The 20,441-nt window shown below is 50.0% G+C and carries 17 protein-coding genes and 1 riboswitch; of the genes, 12 read left to right on the forward strand and 5 right to left on the reverse strand.

Features of this window, described 5'->3' with window-relative positions; translation table 11 throughout:
- Positions 1-91: 91 nt before the first annotated feature.
- The 6 genes from MKY85_RS02915 to MKY85_RS02940 all read left to right on the forward strand — a co-directional run bounded on the left by MKY85_RS02915 (position 92) and on the right by MKY85_RS02940 (position 8,268).
- On the forward strand, positions 92-1,039 hold the full coding sequence (locus MKY85_RS02915) for an aminopeptidase (protein ID WP_342571738.1): 948 nt from the start codon (positions 92-94) through the stop codon (positions 1,037-1,039).
- A 612-nt stretch (positions 1,040-1,651) separates the two neighbouring features.
- Positions 1,652-2,074, forward strand: coding sequence for a chemotaxis protein CheW (locus MKY85_RS02920; protein ID WP_342571739.1), 423 nt, complete (start codon positions 1,652-1,654; stop codon positions 2,072-2,074).
- Positions 2,075-2,276: 202 nt separating this feature from the next.
- Positions 2,277-5,480 carry a DEAD/DEAH box helicase gene (locus MKY85_RS02925; RefSeq protein ID WP_342571740.1) on the forward strand — a complete coding sequence of 1,068 codons (3,204 nt, stop codon included), beginning with the start codon at positions 2,277-2,279 and terminating at the stop codon, positions 5,478-5,480.
- A 46-nt stretch (positions 5,481-5,526) separates the two neighbouring features.
- Positions 5,527-6,339, forward strand: coding sequence for a hypothetical protein (locus MKY85_RS02930; RefSeq protein WP_342571741.1), 813 nt, complete (start codon positions 5,527-5,529; stop codon positions 6,337-6,339).
- 276 nt (positions 6,340-6,615) lie between these two features.
- A complete protein-coding gene (locus tag MKY85_RS02935; RefSeq protein WP_339258647.1) occupies positions 6,616-7,590 on the forward strand; it encodes a M15 family metallopeptidase in 975 nt (324 codons plus the stop codon).
- A 276-nt stretch (positions 7,591-7,866) separates the two neighbouring features.
- On the forward strand, positions 7,867-8,268 hold the full coding sequence (locus MKY85_RS02940) for a RidA family protein (protein ID WP_342571742.1): 402 nt from the start codon (positions 7,867-7,869) through the stop codon (positions 8,266-8,268).
- Between the two features lie 554 nt (positions 8,269-8,822).
- Here the strand turns inward: MKY85_RS02940 and MKY85_RS02945 are convergent.
- Complete coding sequence (locus MKY85_RS02945) at positions 8,823-9,893, reverse strand: copper amine oxidase N-terminal domain-containing protein (protein ID WP_339258649.1); 1,071 nt, start codon at positions 9,891-9,893, stop codon at positions 8,823-8,825.
- 249 nt (positions 9,894-10,142) lie between these two features.
- On the opposite strand from MKY85_RS02945, the gene MKY85_RS02950 reads away from it, so the two are divergent.
- Both MKY85_RS02950 and MKY85_RS02955 read left to right on the forward strand, forming a co-directional pair.
- Positions 10,143-10,619: a GNAT family N-acetyltransferase gene (locus tag MKY85_RS02950; protein ID WP_339258650.1), complete on the forward strand. Its 477-nt coding sequence runs from the start codon at positions 10,143-10,145 to the stop codon at positions 10,617-10,619.
- A 47-nt stretch (positions 10,620-10,666) separates the two neighbouring features.
- Complete coding sequence (locus MKY85_RS02955; RefSeq protein WP_342573262.1) at positions 10,667-11,737, forward strand: Gfo/Idh/MocA family oxidoreductase; 1,071 nt, start codon at positions 10,667-10,669, stop codon at positions 11,735-11,737.
- 90 nt (positions 11,738-11,827) lie between these two features.
- On the opposite strand, the gene MKY85_RS02960 is transcribed toward MKY85_RS02955, so the two are convergent.
- The gene (locus tag MKY85_RS02960) at positions 11,828-12,196 is read right to left on the reverse strand and encodes a hypothetical protein (protein ID WP_342571743.1); all 369 of its coding nucleotides are present in this window, start codon (positions 12,194-12,196) and stop codon (positions 11,828-11,830) included.
- A gap of 97 nt (positions 12,197-12,293) precedes the next feature.
- Positions 12,294-14,882 (reverse strand): UvrD-helicase domain-containing protein, encoded by a 2,589-nt coding sequence (locus MKY85_RS02965; RefSeq protein ID WP_339239353.1) that lies wholly within the window; start codon positions 14,880-14,882, stop codon positions 12,294-12,296.
- Between the two features lie 568 nt (positions 14,883-15,450).
- Between MKY85_RS02965 and MKY85_RS02970 the strand changes: the two genes are divergently transcribed.
- Together MKY85_RS02970 and MKY85_RS02975 are read left to right on the forward strand one after the other, a co-directional pair.
- Positions 15,451-16,266, forward strand: coding sequence for a zinc ribbon domain-containing protein (locus MKY85_RS02970; RefSeq protein WP_342571744.1), 816 nt, complete (start codon positions 15,451-15,453; stop codon positions 16,264-16,266).
- Between the two features lie 68 nt (positions 16,267-16,334).
- Positions 16,335-17,141 carry a helix-turn-helix domain-containing protein gene (locus MKY85_RS02975; protein ID WP_342571745.1) on the forward strand — a complete coding sequence of 269 codons (807 nt, stop codon included), beginning with the start codon at positions 16,335-16,337 and terminating at the stop codon, positions 17,139-17,141.
- Positions 17,142-17,415: 274 nt separating this feature from the next.
- Here the strand turns inward: MKY85_RS02975 and MKY85_RS02980 are convergent, their stop codons facing one another.
- A complete protein-coding gene (locus tag MKY85_RS02980) occupies positions 17,416-18,069 on the reverse strand; it encodes an NUDIX domain-containing protein (protein ID WP_342571746.1) in 654 nt (217 codons plus the stop codon).
- Positions 18,070-18,148: 79 nt separating this feature from the next.
- Here MKY85_RS02980 and MKY85_RS02985 point away from each other — a divergent pair, with 79 nt between their 5' ends.
- Positions 18,149-18,451, forward strand: coding sequence for a hypothetical protein (locus MKY85_RS02985; RefSeq protein WP_017690846.1), 303 nt, complete (start codon positions 18,149-18,151; stop codon positions 18,449-18,451).
- Positions 18,452-18,685: 234 nt separating this feature from the next.
- Here the strand turns inward: MKY85_RS02985 and mscL are convergent, their stop codons facing one another.
- Positions 18,686-19,180: a large conductance mechanosensitive channel protein MscL gene (gene mscL / locus MKY85_RS02990; protein ID WP_339239358.1), complete on the reverse strand. Its 495-nt coding sequence runs from the start codon at positions 19,178-19,180 to the stop codon at positions 18,686-18,688.
- A gap of 272 nt (positions 19,181-19,452) precedes the next feature.
- A riboswitch (purine riboswitch) is annotated at positions 19,453-19,552 on the forward strand.
- 300 nt (positions 19,553-19,852) lie between these two features.
- On the opposite strand from mscL, the gene MKY85_RS02995 reads away from it, so the two are divergent.
- Complete coding sequence (locus MKY85_RS02995) at positions 19,853-20,440, forward strand: xanthine phosphoribosyltransferase (RefSeq protein WP_036613196.1); 588 nt, start codon at positions 19,853-19,855, stop codon at positions 20,438-20,440.
- Position 20,441 lies beyond the last annotated feature (1 nt).

Genomic DNA, 20,441 nt, shown 5'->3' on the forward strand with positions numbered 1-20,441 from the left:
AGATTTGGCCATGCAGGAATCTCTGGTCGATTGTCGAAAGGGGTCAAGTCGAGTTGTGAAGAGCTGAAACCTAGACAGGAGAGATGAATATATGAGCAAGCAACGTGTAGAAATCAGTAAAAAGGTGCTAACGGAGTGTCTGGGATTACGCAGTGGAGAAAATCTGGTGGTTGTCGCAGACGATATGAAACGGGATTTGGCCGAATCCATCTATGAGGCAGGAAAAGCACTTGGCGCGGAGTCTGTCCTGCTAATTATGGAGGAACGCAGCAGATCAGGAGAAGAGCCGCCTGCACCGATTGCAGAGGCCATGATTCGGGCAGATGTAGCGGTGTGTGTAACTCGATATTCATTAACGCATACCCAGGCACGCAAACAAGCCGCTGCTTCAGGGACCCGAGTGGCAACGATGCCCGGCATGACAGAGGATATGTTCATGAATGGAGCCATTACAGCTGAGTATTCGCAAGTGAAGGCGTTGACCGAGAAGGTGACGGCTCTGTTAACCGCAGGTCGCCATGTGCGAATAGAGAAGCAGGGTCATAGTCTTTCCTTTTCTATAGAGAATCGTAACGGTGTACCAAGTACAGGCATGTATTTGAACCCCGGTGAATCGGGTAACTTGCCTTCAGGAGAAGCTTATATTGCTCCCGTTGAGGGTAAGGGCGAGGGCAGTATCGTTGTAGATGGTTCCGTTGCTGGAATTGGGGCACTCCGCGAACCGATGTTATTAACCGTCAAGGAAGGGCGATTGGTGTCAGCTGAAGGACCAGACGGGGCTCAATTACTGGACACCCTTGGAGATGGCGATGGTCGCTTTCTCGGCGAATTCGGCATTGGTACCAATAACAAGGCACGAATCACGGGTGTAGTGCTGGAAGATGAGAAGGTGTATGGCACGATCCATGTCGCCTTTGGCAGCAATAACACATTCGGGGGAACGATTGCGGCGGGTGTACATATTGATGCTGTTGTGCAAAAGCCGGACGTGTACATCGATGACAAGCTGATCATGCGGCAGGGTGAATTGGTGGAATAACTGAATAACTGCGTATCTGTACTGAAGGGATTTGAGCATGTCCACAACGTGTCCACAGTAATGGATAAACTGGAGTGGAAATTCAGATTTTACGTCAGATTTACAAACAAATACACAACATGTCCACATTAAAATAATGAATATCCACATGAAACGCTAAACATATCCACAACATGTGTGCAATATGTGCACAACTTATCCACAAAACAGGTATAACTCCTGTTTTCATTCGATAAAACAGTCGTTTTGAAGTGAAAAAACAAGTTATCCACAGGAATATCGTGTTTTTGTTCCAAGTATTTGAAAACATAGAAACAGATCCATAATATATGGGGATAAAAAAGGCCAAAGATCAGCTTAATGCCGACTCTTTGGTTTTTTTGAATATAAAATAATAAATCGAATGTCAGGTTACTTACGCTCAATTTTGAAACGACGGATTTCCACCCTCTCATCAAAACTGTAATACAACGCCTGTTGAAGTTGGCAAAATTGATCTGAAGCCTAAACATTTGATCAAAAATAACCGATACACCAAAGTAACATCTAATGAGACGAAAGTAGTCTGATTATACGGAATGAGAGGGTATGGGGATAACTATGGATGAGGGAATGCAATATATTAATTTTTCGGTAGGAGACCAGATCTTTGCCCTACGTATTGATGAAGTTCATGAGATCATCAGAATGGTGCAGGTGACTACGGTCCCGTTTGGAAGTCCAGAGATCAGAGGTTTTGCTTCGCTGTACGGTAAGGTCGTTTCAGTAGTGAGTCTTCGTGTATTGTTAGGCATGCCGGACCAGGTGGATACCTCTTCTACACGTATTATTGTGGTGCCTTACAAAGGAGGATTCGTACCTCTGATCGTCGATATGGTTGATTCTGTTGTAAGTTACGATCGTTTCGAAGAACCTGCTGAGGAGCACCGCCGTTTCATGCTTGGCGTTTTTGACAAAATCGGGTTCTGTGCAGATCATCGTGCAGGCATTTTGAACCTGGATGTATTGCTGGGCAGCTTGATCAGATCATCGTAAGATAATGATCCGTAATTCTTTCAATACTCAGTATTATCCTTGGATTGACCCAAATGTTCCTCATCCGCTTTTCGGGAGAAGGGACATTTTTTTATGCCGATAACGATTGAAATAAGCACTTTTTGTGGGCAAAGGTTTTTAAATCCGGTCATTTTCGTATATGATGGAGAGTAACAATGCGAAGGGATGACGGGAGACTTTAATGATGCAATCGCTGTATGGAGTATGGCTTGGTGACGTATTTTTTTGTTTTTCCGGTGAAACATCGGAACCGCGTGTGGATGCATGGAGCCACGTGGTAAGACGGTTGAATTTTGGCGACGGGGGTCGTCTGTTTCAGCCTGCCGCTCTGCGTCTCGCGGAGCTGCGCTGGCCGAATCCGCTGAGGAACACGGCTGAAGCCAAGAACACGAAGCGGCGTCAACTGTTGGGGCGCACATTGGAAGGGTTAGCCGTCTCGCCTAAGGATGCTTTTAGATTGCTGCTGCAATGGGATGACCGTTTGTTTAATGCAGCCGGAATTCAGGTTGGAGAAGAGATGCGTTACTGGATCAAAGCGGCGCAGTTCACACAGGAGCTGCTGTTGCGGGGAGCCATTGCTCCATCAGCTGAATTCGCAGCAAAGACCGGAGCACGGCGACGGACCGGGCAAGAGACATTGACAGGTGTATGGCGGCCGCGCTTGCAGTCAGAGGATGATATTGAACGCTTCCGTGATCTGGCTGAAGCGATGCCTCCAATTGGGCTTTCTGCTCCTGGAGCTTATGCTTCATTGGAACCGGAAACGCGTGAAGAAGCAGGAGCTGCGGTATTATTTTCATTCATGAGTGGCATGATTCATGCTGTAGTAACAAGTGAACTGGAGGGCATGGACAGTGAACTGTCCCGTTACCGCACGCCATATCGACGCGGCTCTTCGTCAGTAGCCGAACTTTGGTGGAACAGTCTGATCTCGATGTTCCGTCCAGTGACGGTGCAAGGGCCAACGGATGATATGACAGCATTTATTCATACGCTGCAAGAAGTTGGTGGAACGTCGATGCCGATCGTCGGCGCAGAAGAGATGGCGCCTGCTGAAGGCCAATTGAAGCTGGCGCTCCGTCTGGAGCCTCCACTTGGCGAACATGAAACCATATGGGGAGTCAGCTTTTGGGTGGACAGTGAGCAGGAACCAAGCCTGAGGCTGCCTGCGCGGACCATCTGGGCCCATCCGGAGCGAGATCTGGACCGGGGGAAAGTGTTATATACCTCGGCGGCAGAGCAGTTATTGATGGCGCTCGGTCAAGCAGCAGAATTGGCACCTGAACTGGAGACGGCGCTGCTTACTGCTCGTCCGGAGGGAATTAAGCTGGAACAGCAGGGTTTCTTTGAATTTCTAACGCATGCGGTTCCGCGTTTGCAGAAGGCTGGCATAACCGTTCTCATGCCTTCAAAGTGGAGTCGTGCCGGAAAACGCCGTGCAGGACTTCGTTTGCAGATGTTGAATCGGGGAACAGAGCGGTTGCCTGGAGCCACATCGGCACTGGGCATGGAACAATTGGTTGCATTCAAAGCAGAGCCCATGCTGGATGGCAAGCCCGTAACCGCAGAGGAGCTGGCAGCTTTGGCTGAATCCACAGTTCCCTACGTCATGTTCCGCGGTGAGTGGATTGAAGTGGATACAAAAGAGATTCGCCAAGTCCTGCGTTATATGAAAAAAGAAGAAGAACAATATATGCCTCTCTCCGAATGGCTGCATCTGGCTGCGGATGAAGGGGAGGATTCCGCGTGGAAGGGTCTTTCTGTCTTTGGCGCCGAATCCGATGGGATGCTTGCTTTTCTGCTTGATGGACAGGTGCTTCGCAGCATTGAACCTCGTCAGGTTCCGGCAGAGTTGCATGGTGAACTAAGACCTTACCAGGAACGAGGTTTCCAATGGTTATCCGCGATGCGTGATCTGGGCTTTGGCGTATGTCTTGCGGATGATATGGGACTTGGGAAGACCATTCAGGTCATTACCTGTCTGCTGGATCGCAAACACGAAGAACGCCAGGCGGCTGCAGAGGAAGCACGTGAGTATGAAATGCTGGATGGATCCGATGATTCTTTCCCGGCGGATCAGCTTGCGAATGAGCAGCCTGATCATTTGCCTGCACTTATTGTGTGTCCTACCTCGTTGCTTGGAAACTGGCAGCGTGAACTGAAGCGGTTTGCCCCGGATCTGTCGCTATATATTCATCATGGCGGACAACGGTTGCACGGGAATGAGTTTCAGGCTGAAGCACAGACGCATGACATTGTACTGACGACCTATCATCTGGCAGGCAGAGATGGCCCGGATCTGGCTTCATTGCACTGGTCCACCATTGTGCTGGATGAGGCCCAATATATTAAGAACTACCGTACCAAACAAGCGCAAAGCGTGATGCGCCTGTCTACACTTCATCGTATTGCGATGACGGGAACGCCTGTAGAGAACCGATTGAGCGAACTTTGGTCGATTTTCCAGTTTCTCAATCCGGGATATCTGGGCACAGCTTCATCGTTCCGCCAGCGGTATACGGGACTGGGGCCATCCGAAGAAAATGCAGCTTCCTTGCGTGAACTCCATCGACTGGTATCTCCATTCATGCTGCGCAGGCTGAAAAGTGATCCGGATATTCGCAAGGATCTGCCAGAGAAGCTTGAACTGAAATCCTACTGTTCTCTGACGCCGGAGCAGACAGTGCTGTACCAGCGTGTGGTGGATGATCTGATGGGTGGTCTGGACGGCAGAAATGGCATTGCACGGAAGGGGATTGTACTGTCCTCCCTGACCAAGCTCAAGCAGATCTGTGATCATCCGGTGCTGGCGGACAGCAATCGGAAAGATCATGGCAAGGCAGAGGCATCCGGTAAGATGGAACGATTGCTTGAACTGCTGGACGCCATCCGTGATAACGGGGAATCGGCCCTGATATTCACTCAGTATGTTGCTATGGGAGATCTGTTGGTGTCGAGGTTGAAACAGCGATATGAGGAAGAACCGTATTTCCTGCATGGTGGGGTGTCGAAGGCGCAAAGGGATGAGATGGTGGAGACCTTCCAAAAAGGAGAGGGTCCGTCCATGTTTGTCCTGTCTCTTCGTGCCGGAGGTGTAGGTCTGAATCTGACACGGGCGAGTCATGTCGTTCACTATGACCGGTGGTGGAATCCTGCGGTTGAAAATCAGGCGACGGACCGTGTATTCCGAATCGGGCAGAATCGCAACGTGCAAGTGCATAAGCTGATCTGTCAGGGAACACTGGAGGAACGGATTGATGAGCTGATTGAGAGCAAGAAGGCACTTTCCGAACAGGTTGTTGGTTCAGGTGAGAATTGGCTGACCGAGATGTCGGATGATGAGCTGCGTGGCCTGATATCTCTTCAGGGTGAGACGTGGCTGTGACCTTGATCATTCAGGGGAATATAGATGTTGAGAAAGGGGGATTGTTGTGAGCGAAAAATGGAAGATCGAGCTGCATATGTCCCCCGGTGGATGGACAGCAGAAGTAAATACAGCAGCGGACGCGGCGGGGCAGGAAGCGCACGGTTCCGCTGAGGCAGGGGAGACTGGAACAGCCGTTGCCGGCGTGTTCACGATCACGGGAACGCCTGCGCGACTGAGCGAAGCCGAGCGCGAGGCTGTGCTGGTTCAGCTGCGCAAGCGCCCGCTGACGCTGTACGCCCTGCTGCGCGGCGGCCCGGCGCCCGAGGAGCTTGCCGGGCTGCTGCCGGCTGCGCAAGCGCCCGAGGGCTCGCCAGGCGCAGCCACGGCCAGCGCGTCCGTGGCGTGCACCTGCGGCCGCCCGAGCTGCGCGCATGCTGCGGCCGCTGAGCGCGCCGTAGCCGCGTGCCTCGCGGCCGAGCCGCTGCTGCAGCTGGCGCACGCCGGCTTGCCGCGCGAAGCGCTGCTCGCCGGCGTGCTGGGGGCATGGGCGGAGGAACTCGCCCATGATCCCGGCGCCACCGGCCGCGCAGCGGAAACGGCTGGCCGCCCGCAAGTGCGGGGCGGCGAAGGCGGCGCGGCCGTCGGCGAGTGGATCGCCGAGGCTGCCGCGGACGGCGCCATGCACCAGCCGGGGCCAGGCTTTGGTGCCGTTGAGGTGCGCCTTACGCAGCCGGGCAAGCCGCCGGCCTTGCCGGAGCTAACGGCGCTGCTGCAAGGCTTGCCGGCCACCGCAGGGCTGGATTTGATCCGCGAGCGTGTAGCTGCGCGGATGTGGCAGGCTGTCCAGAAGAAGACGGACAGCCCGGCAACCAAATGATACACCCATCAGAGCGGGGGAGATCTCAGATCACCTCTGCTTGTTTGTATTGCAGCATGTTGCATGATTCAATTCATTTCATTTCCGCGGGAATGTTTCTCTAAAAGTCCAAAAAACGATCATACAGGCTGTACAACCCGTATATGTTCATGAAGATCTCTTCTAAAGGAGGTCTTTACCGGTGGAGCTTCGCTGTCAATTAAGGTATACTTTCGCAGGGAACACTGCACGCAGACAACTAGACAACATTTATATTATTGCGATAGGAGTTTTTACATGAAATCACATACAGGAAGACAGCGCCGCATGGTGGTTATGCTGTCCTCATTGATGATATGCGGAGCATTGCTTGCGGCGTGCCAGAACGGTTCAGGCACAGAGGAGAGCCAGAATCCGAATGGAACAGGTAACACACAACAGGAGTCTGACGGCACAACCGTTCATTTTACGGAGGATAAGGGATCTGATGGTGACAACGCTGGCGGGGATGATACATCATCTGCTGGCAACAGCGGTGAAGGCACGGATGGCGAGTCCGGGAATGCATCGACTGGCGAAGAGCAGGGTTCTTCAGACGATGGTAACGGCGCGACAGCGGAAGATCCATTGATGGAGAAACGTAGCATCAGCGCACTGCAAACAACAATTGACGCAGAAGCTGTGGTGACCAATGCCACGTCTATGACGGTCATTGTGAACAAACAACGCAGTCTGCCTGAAGGGTACGAGCCGGACGATCTGGTGGAACCCAATGTACCGTTCTCCTTCGACGAACCTCACGAGAAGCGGCATATGCGCAAGGAAGCGGCGGAGGCACTGGAGAAGTTGTTTGCAGGTGCAAAAGCGGATGGCATTGAGCTTCGTGCGGTGTCTGGTTATCGTTCATATCAACGTCAAGTGTCCATCTACAACAACAATGTCAAAACCAAAGGTCAGGAATACACGGATCGTGTAAGCTCTGTTCCAGGCCGAAGCGAGCATCAGACGGGTCTTGCCATTGATGTATCCAGTCCGAGTGTGGGCAATGTGCTGGAAGAGGTATTCGGCACATCGAAGGAAGGCCAGTGGCTCGCTGAACACGCTGCAGAATATGGATACGTCATCCGTTATTTGCAAGGTGAAGAAGATATAACCGGTTACGTCTATGAGCCTTGGCATATCCGGTACATCGGTACCGATTTGGCACCAGATGTGGCGAAAAGTGGGTTAACCCTGGAAGAATACTTCGATGAGGCGAATATCAAGTTGTAATCTGGATTGCTTTGTCCTTATTAAACGCTAATTTTCCTGAAATCCCCTGAATGACTGCTCTTGATCTAAACCATGAGCAGTCATTCAGGGGATTTTTTTCTGTGTAAAAAATGATGCTGGCTGACCACCTTGTCATGAAGCAGGGCACCACGTACTGAAGTTGCACTATAATAGAATTAAAATCTATTCTATTGTCTGAGATGCTGGCGGACTGATATAATTCATGTTTAATCAGATGAGATACATACAACCAAAGCAAAGCGAGGGACGAGAAAAATGAGTAGACAGCAGGTATTTACCGGTTCCCCATGGGAACCGTTGGTGGGATATTGCCGTGCCATCCGTGTAGGGAACCGAATCGAAGTGGCGGGTACAACCGCAATGCAAGATGGTGTAGTCATTGGAGCAGGTGATCCGTATGCACAGACGAGGTTCGTTTTGCAGACGATTGAGAATGCGCTGAAAGAGTTGGGGGCTGACATGTCGCATGTCGTTAGAACCCGAATGTTTGTGACCGATATCTCCAGGTGGGAGGAAGTTGGCAAGGCCCACGGTGAATATTTTGGACATATTCAGCCTGTAGCCACCATGGTTGAAGTTAGCGCACTCATTGATCCCTTGTTGATGGTTGAGATTGAAGTGGAAGCGATTGTTGAAGATGAAGTCCAAGGTGGTTGATCTGGCGATCTAGCTTATCGTGAAGATTTTCTAAGGAACTCAGGACGTCTTATTTGGCCCTCAGGTCTTCTTCTGAAAATGTAAGGAACATCAGGCACGTTATTTTCCGAATTAGCCTGACAGAAACGCTGTAAACAGCTGTTTATTCACACATAGCGTGGCTGAGATTCCTTAGGTTTTTACAGGTACTTCAAATCCTTGAATAAGACGTCTCAGATTCGTCAGCGCTAATTCCGTTTGCTCTTACATTCCTATGCAGAGCATGTCTTTTTCAGGCGCATGTCGTATACAGCGTACGTTGCAAGTGCTTGCTCCGGACAAGTTCAGGTGTGCTTCGCTTTGAAGCGAGTTTGAAAATACGCTCCAAAAACCCAAAAACCCAAAAAAATAACCTTACCCATGCCTGTCGGAAGACAAGCGGATAAGGTTATTTTTATTGACTTCGCTGCTGGACATTATGATGCGACGCCCTCCTGACACCAAGCCAAGATATGCATGCCGTTAGCAACATAGAACATATGCCTCAGCTCAACCAGTCTCGTTTATTAATCGATTTATTTCGCTTCCAGTTGTGCTGCTGGTGTTTCAACAACCACTTTCCATGCCGTTCCGATTGGAGGCAGACTGCGTGTTAGCATAGGGCTGTAGTACCCAATCACTTTAGTTCCTTTAGTCAGTTCTTCAGCTTTCACCGTCTCACCTTCGTGGTTCACGAGCAGCGTATCTTTAGCGATATTCAGCACGACATGGTCAGGAGCCGTCTCGGTTAAACGTGAACCTGTGATCTCAATCTGTGAGATAAGACCTTCTGCATTTCTTACATCTTCAATTGTACCCGCTGTACCCAGTACCTCTTTAGGTTGTGCCTCAGATGCTGTAGCCGCATCCAGTACAGTGACTTTATAGGTCGGGGTTTGTGGTGGCAGACTGCGGGTAGTGATCATGGAATGCTCAGCTTCCACGTTCATGCCGATGGCCAGATCAGTCAGTGCAATCTCTTTTCCCTCAACGGAGATGAATTTCGTCTCATCGCTCAGATTGAGCACGATGCCATCCAACCCTGCACCGCCAATCTGGATGGACTTATATTTATCCTGGTTCGAGATTCTGGTAATCACACCACGCTCAGTGATCGTCTTCACGTCCTCTTCACTAGAGATCGTCACCTGATTTCCTGTTGTGTTCACTTGTCCATGCAGTACCTTTTCGGCAAAAGAAGCCGGTACATACAACGTGCCGCCTGTGATTTCGGGTGCTGTACCCAGTGTGAGCAGCATTTTATTTACGGAATATTGATCTTTGCCTGTGATTACCTGTGTCCAGAGAACACCTCGCGTCAGCTCCGCGGTTTTATTTTCTTTATGCCATTTCAGTTCAATACCCAGTGCTTCGGTAAGATCACGCAGTGGAATCATGGCTACTTTGCCATCCTTGTTCCAGTAACCATCGGAAATGGATGCACCATTCACGGATACGTTTACTGCACCAGCTGTGTTACTATCTGCTGAAATGGATGTTTGATGGACTGGTTGTGTGTTGTCCAGTGTTGCTGCATAAGCGGCTCCACCACCCAATGCCATGGATAGGGCCATCAGCGCACTTACTTTTTTCATGTTGTTATTCATCAATATTCATCCCTTCTAATCTTTGTAATGTCGCGGTAAAATCTTCCTTAGAGCCACGCTTCAAGTTAATAGACGGGACAGATCGTCTCAGTGTTGCAGTTGGCATGCAATGAATCTAAGCGGTATGTTAGTTTGAATTTGAAATATCGCTTGTATTGCAGGTTATCGGCAGCAGGATCAGGTTAATTTCAGGTAGGTGGCCAAACCGTTGTCCTATTTCACATTCAAGTACGAGGAGGAACCGTTTAGATGAGTGATATGTTAGTAGCGCTCTATCGTTTACCGGAGCAAGAGAGTGGACTGAGAAAGCTTCAGGAATCCTCCATTGTGATTCGAAGAGCCATTGCCCCAGAGAAACAACTTGTACTGGATTGGGTGAGGTCACATTTTAGCCAAGCTTGGGTGGATGAATGTGAGGTCGCTTTTGCACGTCAGCCCGTGTCCTGTTACATCGCCGTTGAGCATGGGAAAATGATCGGATTTGCCTGTTACGAAGCGACATGTCGCAACTTCTTTGGACCTACAGGCGTGAGCCAGGATGCACGGGGCAAAGGTGTAGGCACAGCCCTGTTACTGGCCTGTATGCATGCGATGAAGGCGGACGGTTATGGTTATGCCATTATCGGATCAGCAGGACCTGTGGATTTCTATGCCCGAACATTGGGTGCTGTGAAGATCGAAAATTCAACCCCGGGTATTTACGAAGGCATGCTGCGGGCAGACTAGACGATAGTGATGTTGTGGAAGTTGTGGAAAAGGAAGGGAGGACGATGATGAGCACAAAACAAATGCTGCACATTGGAATGATCGGTACAGGATCCATCTCGGATCTTCATATGAGGTGTTACGCCAAAAATGAGGATGCTGTCATCTATGCCATCTGTGATCTGAACGAAGAGCGGGCTAAAGCTGCGGCACAGAAGTATGATGCTCAATCCGTGTACACCGATTATCGGGAGATGCTGGAGGACCCGCATGTCGATGCCGTCAGTATCTGTACCTGGAATAATACACATGCGGAATTCGCCATTGCTGCACTGGAGGCAGGCAAGCACGTACTGTTGGAGAAACCGGTCGCAACCAATGTGGAAGATGCACTGCGGATTGAAGAAGCGGTGAAGAAGAGCGGACGTACGTTTACCGTTGGATTTGTGCGGCGGTATGACAACAATATGCAGATGATGCGCAGATTCATAGATGCCGGAGAGTTTGGTGAATTGTATTATGCCAAAGCTTCCATTCTGCGTCGTCACGGTAATCCAGGCGGTTGGTTCGCTGACAAAAGCCGTTCTGGCGGAGGCCCCCTGATTGATCTGGGCGTACATATCATTGATCAGTGTTGGTATTTGATGGGCAAGCCCAAGCCTGTTTCCGTCAGTGGTAATACGTATCGGAAGCTGGGCAATCGTGCCCATATCGAACATCTTTCTTTTTACAAAGCAGCCGACTACAGCGCAGCTGTGAATGACGTGGAAGATATGGCGAATGCACTCATTCGGTTTGAAAATGGGGCTTCGCTGGCGGTGGATGTAAGCTTTACCTTGCATGCACGCGGAGATGAATCTTCAGTGAAATTATACGGTGAGCGTGGTGGGTTCGAATTGGAGCCGGAGACAATCATCGTCACGGAGAAAAATAATACCATCCTGAATATTGAACCTCAGACGGACAATACGGGTCTCCATATTCATAGTGCATTTCAGAACCAGATCGACCACTTTGTGGATTGTTGCCTGAACGGGACGGAGCCGATCAGTCCAATTGCGGATGGGGTGGCTTCCACACGCATGCTGTGCGGAATCTACGAATCCGCTGAGAAAGGCCAGGAGATTCGTCTGGATTGAGTCCAGTGTACGGGACGGTTATTCTTCGTAATATTAAAAAGCATGCGTCTTCCGCGTGATCTGCGGTTGCGCATGCTTTTTCGCATCAGGTCATTTATTCAGTGGTGAATTCTCGTATCCAGGGTCATCATAATCCGTATCCTGCAGCCTTGGAAGCACGTTCATGCTCTCAATCGCCTGCCGGGTATCCGGCGTGCCATGGTCATACAGAAAAGTGTACAGCAGAGTCATGCCATCCGAAAATTGCTCTGTTGCCTCATCGTGGTCTGCCGATTTGTAGGGTACGGGAGCCCGTTGCAATGTGTAGGCATCGTCATCCTCCAGCACCTTCATCAGGTCGTTTAATCGGCCCAACTGTTCGTCATCCACCAACACCTCAAAGGGTGTAGATTCGTTCTTTGTTTGTTCAATCAAGTTATGAGTTACCGATACATACAGATGTTGTTTGCCGTCCTGCATAATCCAACCCCCATTCTGAAATGGAAAAAAGACGCTTCTACTGTTAATAAACAGCAAAAAGCGCCCTGAAACGAGCTATATCTGTATCCCGTATCGTTTATTTCCCAAATCTCCCCGTTACAGGAACTTGGCGGGTACCGGCCTCCATCGATCCTGAACACAGGGGACAGGCGGGAGGACCGGATGATGCCTTCTTGTTTGTTTTGGCAGAGGGCACAGCCGGTTTCTGTCTTAGCCACGCTTTACAGGTGGACGAACTGCATTTCCAGACCGCAACGGTCTCCGTGCGCTCAGCATTACCCGAGGCTGAACCTGAACTGTGGGACTGTATACGGGAGGAACTCGCAGCTGTTGGACTTATACCTGTGGTACTGAACGCCTTATGATTGCGAATTTCCCCACTACCACGCCGTTCTCCAAGGCGATCCTCATCCCGTTCATTGTGGACCTCGAAGTCACGACGGTCACTGTGGTTGATGGCACGGCGTTGTGCTACATCCCGACCTTCGGAACGGCCACCCGACCCCGAACGGGCATATGATCCATTGCCTTTGCCATATGAAGTCGGGCTGCTGGTCCGACTCTCCTCACGAGGTTTGCGTTTATCTGGAACTTCCATGCCGAAGGCTTCAAGCAGGAAGCGGGACACATCCGCTGGCTTTCCGTGATGAGATGCGGGTGAAGTGACATACAAGTACTGCTTGGCCCTTGTGATGGCAACATAGGCAAGCCTGCGTTCTTCCTCCAAGGCCATGTCCAGCTCGGCGTCTGTCTGCTGCACAGCAAGCGCAGCCTTTTGATCTTCGGGGATATCCTGTCGCAGTGCTGTACTGTGAGGCACAATTCCCTCACTGGCTCCGATCCAGTACACACAAGGGAACTCCAGTCCTTTGGCCCGGTGAATGGTCATCAACTGTACTGCGTCACTGTCCTGTGCGCGGCGTAGAGATTCCATCTCCCGGTGTCTGCGGGATAACTCATCCGCGAACTGGATGAACTCTTCCACCGTTTCGAATTTTTTGACGGCAGCTTCGAATTCATCCAGGGTTTCCAGCATCGTTTCCTTATAATGGGTGAAGATGCTGGGATCACCACTTTCCATATACTTGTCGTAGAACTGCCTGCGCATTTCCTGAATGGCGATAATTGGCTTTAGTTTATGCAGTGATTTGATCAGCTTGATGCGCTCTTTGACCTGTTCCTGCTGGAATGGTTTCAGCTTGTCCCATTTCACCAGATGGATGAGTGGATATTTTTTCGCCTGTTGTTGTTCGCAGCGCTGTATCCATTCCAGGCCAGCATCCCTTGAAACGTAGAGCGGTCCCAGCGCACTGGGAAGAGCATCCATGGCTCGTGGATCAAGAGACAGACGTAGATGATCCATCAGGGGCCTGATGAGAGACTGGTCGTAGAACACCGGGGAGGCACCATGCTGTACAAAAGGCACATCTTTCAACACAAGCTGCTCGAATACAGCCCGGCTGCTGCTTGCAGTCCGGTGAAGAATCGCAATATCCCGATAGGTGTGCTGTCCTTCTTCAACCTGTTGGCAGAGCTGATTCACGACCCACGCCGCTTCTTCCTCCGCATTGGATGGTGTGGCAAAACGCGGTGCATCTCCGCGGTTTCCGGCGGCACGCAGCCGTTTGTCACGTCTGCGTTTATTACGGGCGACCAATTCGCTTCCGAGTCCAAGAATGCGTGCATCACTGCGATAATTGATATCCAGCGTCACAATGCGTGCACCGGGGTATACTTTATCGAATTCCAAAATCGATTCCTGGCGTGCGCCATTAAAGGTATAGATCGTCTGGTCATCATCTCCTACAACCATCAGGTTGCGGTGGGCGGAAGCCAGTTTTTGCACAATCTCATATTGCAGATGGTTGGTATCCTGGAACTCATCCACCATAATGTACTGAAAACGTTTCTGAAGCGGCCCCAGGACAGCCGGGTCACGAAGCAGAGCGGCAGCGCGCAGTAAAATATCGTCAAAGTCCATTTTGCCCCGCTCCTGCTTCCAGGCTTCGTAACCAAGCAGAACACGCTTGGCATCGCGTTCCTCCTGCGATTTTTCAGGCAGGTCGGTAGTTTCCGATCCTTGCATCTTCCACGCGGACAGCATCGCCAGCAAACTTTCAGGCTGGAAGGCTTCACTCATGCCATTTTGGCGCAAAAGCATCTTGAGCACCGTATGCTGGGCCCGTGACTCGCCAAAAATCTCTTCCTGCACGCCATAATGACGCAGTAATGTCAGCGCAAAAGAGTGGAAGGTGCGAGCCTGCACGGCTCTCGCAGCTGCCGGACGTATACCTGGCAATGCGGCGATCCGGTCTTTCATCTCGGTGGCGGCTTTGTTGGTGAACGTCACCAGCAGGATACTGCCCGCATGTACACCGCTGACCTCTATGAGGTAGCCGGCTCTTGCAGCGAGTACAGTCGTTTTGCCACAACCGGCTCCGGCAAGCGTCAGAATAGGTCCTCTGCCGTGACGGACTGCCGAGATTTGTGGTGCATTTAGCTTAATGCCAGCCTCTTCCAGAGAACGAAAGTAAAAGGCATCTTGTTGATCATTGCCCACGAGTTGCCGACTGGTCTCCAGCGGAGCAGACGGGGACTGGGGCAGGGATGCCGCCGGGGTAACCCCGAGCGGACGGGGGTAGAACGTTGAGTTCGGACTTAACATGTTTCATCCACCTCTGTATGCATTCAGGGATAGGACTATCCCAGCTAAAAGTAAACCATTTGCCCTTTTCACAATCGCATTGTAAATTGGTATGATAGAGTTAGTTGCCTAATCAGGCGGTTAAGTAGGGCCAAAGCTTCATTATACCCGAACGTATGGTCTTGACGAAAGCCCCCGATTTCATCCAGTATCGGTATTAAACGGGCACCTGCACAAGATTACGCAACTTTTTGGCATGATATCGTATAAGTTATATGCCTGAGCATTTTGCATGAAAGATGTAATATGCTAATTTACCACAAGTATGTGTTCAAAAAGTCTGGTTTTCAGTACCGAGAAGATGGAATGAAGCTAGAAATGGAGTAGCGGAGCGTAGGGAAAACTACGTGAGCAACTACAATGTTTCCGAAGGAAGCATACTTCGTAAGGATATTCTTATTCGGCTGAATGCCATATTCGATGCTGATGATGCCGCTGGCATCCTTCGTAATCAAAAGCGGACTTTTTGAATAACCTCTAAAAATTTAAATGATAATATTGGTTTTGACGGGACAGAGGAGGAATGGTCATGAAACTGCTTCAACGCATCAAAGACGGAGCGAACAAAGCAACAGAGCGTGCCCAGCACGCCGTTGAGATTGGGAAATTGAACAACCAGATTGTGGGCTTGCAACAGGAACAGGAAGTCCATTTTACAGATATGGGTCGCATCTTCTATGAGGGTTATCGGGCACAGGATATGACGCGTGCAGAAAAAGAGATGGTGGAACTGTCGCGACTCTGCGACGAATTGCAGGACGAGATTGATGGCCTGCGCAACAAGATTGCAGAGTTGAAGAATGAACGGTTGTGCGAATGTGGACATGTCGCTTCCCTGGACGCCAACTTCTGCCCTAAATGTGGATGCAAGTTGGGTGAACTCAAGACAGCAGCACCTACAGCAGGAAGTGCAGGCATTGCAGGAGCAACCACAGCTGCGAGACAAGAGGCAGCTGTGGCACAGAACCAAACTCCGGAGCCGGACTTCTACGATGCGCCAGCCGAATTGGAACTGGAGGAAGACGAGCCGTATCACACGGTCATTCCGTCCATAGCCGATCTGGAGACGGAATCCGAATATAACAGTACGGAATTTACGCAGGAAGAAAAGGAAGCGTTCGATGCAGAGTGGGAACGTCGCAGAGATGAAGAGATGCAACGGGAACGTGAGCGTCAGCAAGAACTGGACGAACGCATCCGCTACTGGAAGGAAAATAACCCAATCGTGAACAAGGTGGACGTACAGACCGAGGTTTCACGCGAAATGGTGAACTGTCAGATTTGTGCAGCCGAGCTACCCAAAGGTTCGAAATGGTGCCCGCGTTGCGGAGCCGAACAGATCTGATGCAGTAGAAGCACTGCCGCATCAATGTGAGGCAGTGCGGGTTGCTGACAGCATGGGGGGACGGGAATATGGACCAACTGCTGCATCATTTGCGTCATCTCGGATTTACCGAGATGGAATCTAAAATTATGGTGGAACTCGCCCGCCAGGGATCAGCTTCAGGATATGAGGTTGCGAAGCGGCTGGGCGTGTCCCGTTCCAATGTGTATGCGACCCTGCAACGGCTGGAACAACGTGGTTTCCTGCGGTGCAGTCCGGGGGAGCCTGCGAAGTATAGTGTGCTGAAGCCTGAGGAGATGACACGTATGATCTCCGATCAGATGCGTACCTCTCTGGATTATGTCCAGAGCAGCATGCCCAAGAGTGAACCGGAGAAGCCTGTCTTCTATAACATGGAGGGTGACAAAAATGTGTTTGAGAATCTGAGCCGTGAATTGGCTGAGGCTCAGCATGAGATTGTTGTCGACGTCTGGCGTGAAGAGGCAGAGCTGTTACGTAATGATTTACAGCAAGCTGAAGCTCGCGGTGTACGGCTGTTATGGTCGTGTGATGGTGGTGAAGGCATGCTGGATCAGCCTGTCCCTTGGCCGGGGTTGCCTTTGTATGGAGCAGGTAACGGTCGGAAATTCTCTCTGGTCATAGACCGCCGCTGGTGCATGCTGGGCATGCGCGGGGAATCATGCGCTACGCAGGCAGTGGTGACGGAGCATCCGGTAATGACCGGGTTGCTGCTGAATCATTTTGCTCAAGAACTGGTATTGTACGAGCTGGAACAGGATATGGGTGAGGAACTGGAGTCCCGCTATGGACACCGGTACGAAGAACTCTCAGCACGGTACTGGTCTTCGCCTTCAGGAGAGGGTGGGAAGAGCTAGGCAGATCATTAATGAATTCACTCCCGATGGAGTGAACATCTAGCACAAAGGTACCTTTCCTGATCTTGATGAAACAATACTTGCGTACATAAAGCAGGCGCTGCCCGAGAGGCAGACGCCTGTTTATGCTGGTTTGAGGTATGACAGTGATGTTCGTCACAGCATCTGTTTCCAGTCAGGTCAATAGTAAAGGTATGAAGTGATGCTATTTTTGAGAAAATGAAGCTATGAACATTCGATTGAACTGGATCGGGTTGAACCGGATTGTACATGATCAATCTTTGGGCACGTGATACAGTGCCTCCAGCACGTCCGTATAATAAGCAGTGCCATGAGGTACAAATTCCGTTGCCCGAATCTCACGAACGATACGCTCCGGTTGATAAGCTGCATGATCGCTTGACGGCTGAGTCTGAACTCCGGTAGCTTGAATGACGTGGATTTCACTGCGGAACAGAGCGAGTAGATCATCCAACGGCACCTCATACAGGCTATCCACCTCGCTGGGCTGCAGAACGTAGGCTTCAAGCGGCTGGTTCAGACATAATCCATAGACCGCACTGAATTCCCGATCTACGAATGGAACACCACGGACTTCTCCTTGGAGCTGCTGTGTAGCCGTGAATAGATAGGTCAGTGCATTGAAAGATACATCTACACCCAATTCTTCCTCCAGCTCACGACTGGCGTCTTGCAGTTGTTCACCTGCGGTGAGATGGCCTGCTGCTGTAATGTCGTAACATCCAGGGAAGGTATCCTTAACATCACGCCGCCGCTGAAAAAGAACCTGACGTTGTTCGCCTTCGTCACGCACAATCCAGCAGTGGAATGAACGGTGCCAATATCCTTTGGCATGGACCTCGCTACGTGGCGCTGTACCGATCCAATGTTGCTGATCATCATAAATGTCGAAACGTTCTGGGCTCATGAAACGTATCTCCTTATATAGCAGTTTTTAAAGTTCAAAATTTCACAAAGTCTGTTTTAAACGAAAGGGGAACGATCGTATGGAATGCATTGTACACTTTCAGGTGATTTATCCGCAACCTCAGGAGCGTAAAAGCCTTCGAGGACTTATATTTGTAGGGCAAGGTCAGGAACCGGCTAATAGTCAGTTAAGCAGCATGTTTAAGGATATGGGATTCAATGTACGTTTGGAAGATGAGGCTCAATTGTTGTTCAAGCCAGTGGATGCTTCGGCAAACTTTGAATATATTCGCGTGACAGAACTGGACACCGGAGAAGAAGTTTACAAGGAAGATAAGGATCTGAAGTCGATTCTGGAGCATTTGCTGCCACGCCGTTTCTAGTTCATAAAGATGCGGCGAATGAAATTCAACGGGGCAGTAAATGTAATACATGTATGTAAGGCATAAAAGAAGGCCCCACCTTTACGGTGGAACCTTTAAGCTACGCCATATCATATTAAGTCTTTGTGCTTAGCTTTTCATACATATACCCTAACAAGTCGGGAAGTTGTTCTCGGCATTCGCATCAGGATTTATCAGGAAGCCACATCGGTGTACGATTTAACCCAATTGTAATTACGCTGTTGCGCCGCTTCCTTCTGGTTCCAGCTCTGAAGTACAGTGTGAGCAGCGGGTAGCCGCGGCTGGGATTTCAGATAGGCAATACTTGCAAGCCTTGGTCGTTTTTTGCGGCTCGGGCTTTTTGTGTTCCTTGCTTTTGAGGTAGTTGATACCCTTCACAAGCATGAAGATACAGAACGCAACGATAAGAAAATCAATCATGACGTTGATGAACTGACCATAAGCAATTACGGTAGCCCCAGCTTCGTTAGCTTGAGCAAGTGTGGTGATGTCCTGTCCATTTGCTGTTTTCATATCCCGATCCAGGTTGATGATTTTCTGACTGAAGTCGATTCCACCCAGCAGTTTTCCAACCGGAGGCATGATGATATCATTCACAAGCGATGTGACGATTTTACCAAAAGCAGCCCCAATAATCACACCGACCGCCAGATCGATGACGTTGCCGCGGACGGCAAACTCCTTGAATTCTTTAAGTACGCCTTTCATGTCTGCATATCTCCTTTGATCATTTCAATTCATAATGTAGGCCGCGGTTCCATCCATTCTCCGTTCGGATCCGCGCTTCCGTTCTCATATTGTACATAAAAAATGGATTCCTATCACCCCCTGTTTGCAAATTAAGACAAGTTTCCGCAACTTCCATGAAAATACTTCTTTATTTCATGCCGCCGATTCGGTATACTTCTAACATTGTCAGTTATGTATAGCCTTTTACATTCAGGTTCGCGATCATACATTGTAACGAATCATGGAGCCAAAAAATTAAATATGCCGTTACTCGTATATGTGCAGGAATAGGCCTGCATGTCTCTACCCGATCACCGGAATGATCGGACTACGGGAAAGATGTTGCAATGTTTTGTATGGTTGGCATGAGATCATTCTCAGACAGTTTCACTGAAGAGCAGGTTCAAGTAGCTTTTATCTGTTTCTGGATAGACTGTATGGAGTTTGACGTCTCAGGAGTGAACTTCGGCTCTAATGTCCTTCCAGTACATTTGCAGCATCCATACGGCTTGTCCATATACGTACAAGTCCGTCTTTTCCCGTCTCCGGTTATTCCGCAGCGTGTGAAAAGGCGGGCTTTTTGCTTTTTACCATGAGATTGAAGTGGCATGTGGGTTTCTGTGCGGAGGGCATTCAGGGGGAAGAATTGCAATGCAATTGTTAAAAGACAAGGTAAGACAGGAAGGTATTGTCCTGTCCGAGCAAGTACTCAAAGTGGATTCATTTCTGAACCACCAGATGGACCCGGTTCTGATGAAGGAAGTGGGCAAGGAATTCATTCGTCGTTTTGAAGGCGAAAATATCACACGTGTGCTAACGATTGAATCGTCAGGGATTGCGCCAGGCATCATGACCGCGTTGGAGCTGAACGTACCACTTATTTTTGCACGGAAGCAGAAGTCGCTCACACTGACGGAAGACATTCTGGTGGAGAAGGTCTACTCCTTCACGAAGCAAGAAACGAATGAAATTACCGTTGCCAAGAAATTCATGAAGCCTGGGGATCGCGTATTGATCATTGACGATTTTCTGGCAAACGGTGAAGCAGCATTTGGGCTGGCTCGCATTGTGGAGCAGGTTGGAGCAGAAGTGGTTGGCATCGGTATTGTTATTGAAAAAGCATTCCAACCGGGAGGTCGCTTGCTGAAAGAAGCAGGATACCGTGTGGAATCACTGGTTCGCATCGGGGCTTTGTCAGATGGACAGGTTACATTTGCGGACGAGGAGGGCACGAACTAAT

The sequence above is a fragment of the Paenibacillus sp. FSL R5-0749 genome, assembly GCF_038595085.1.
Taxonomy (GTDB): domain Bacteria; phylum Bacillota; class Bacilli; order Paenibacillales; family Paenibacillaceae; genus Paenibacillus.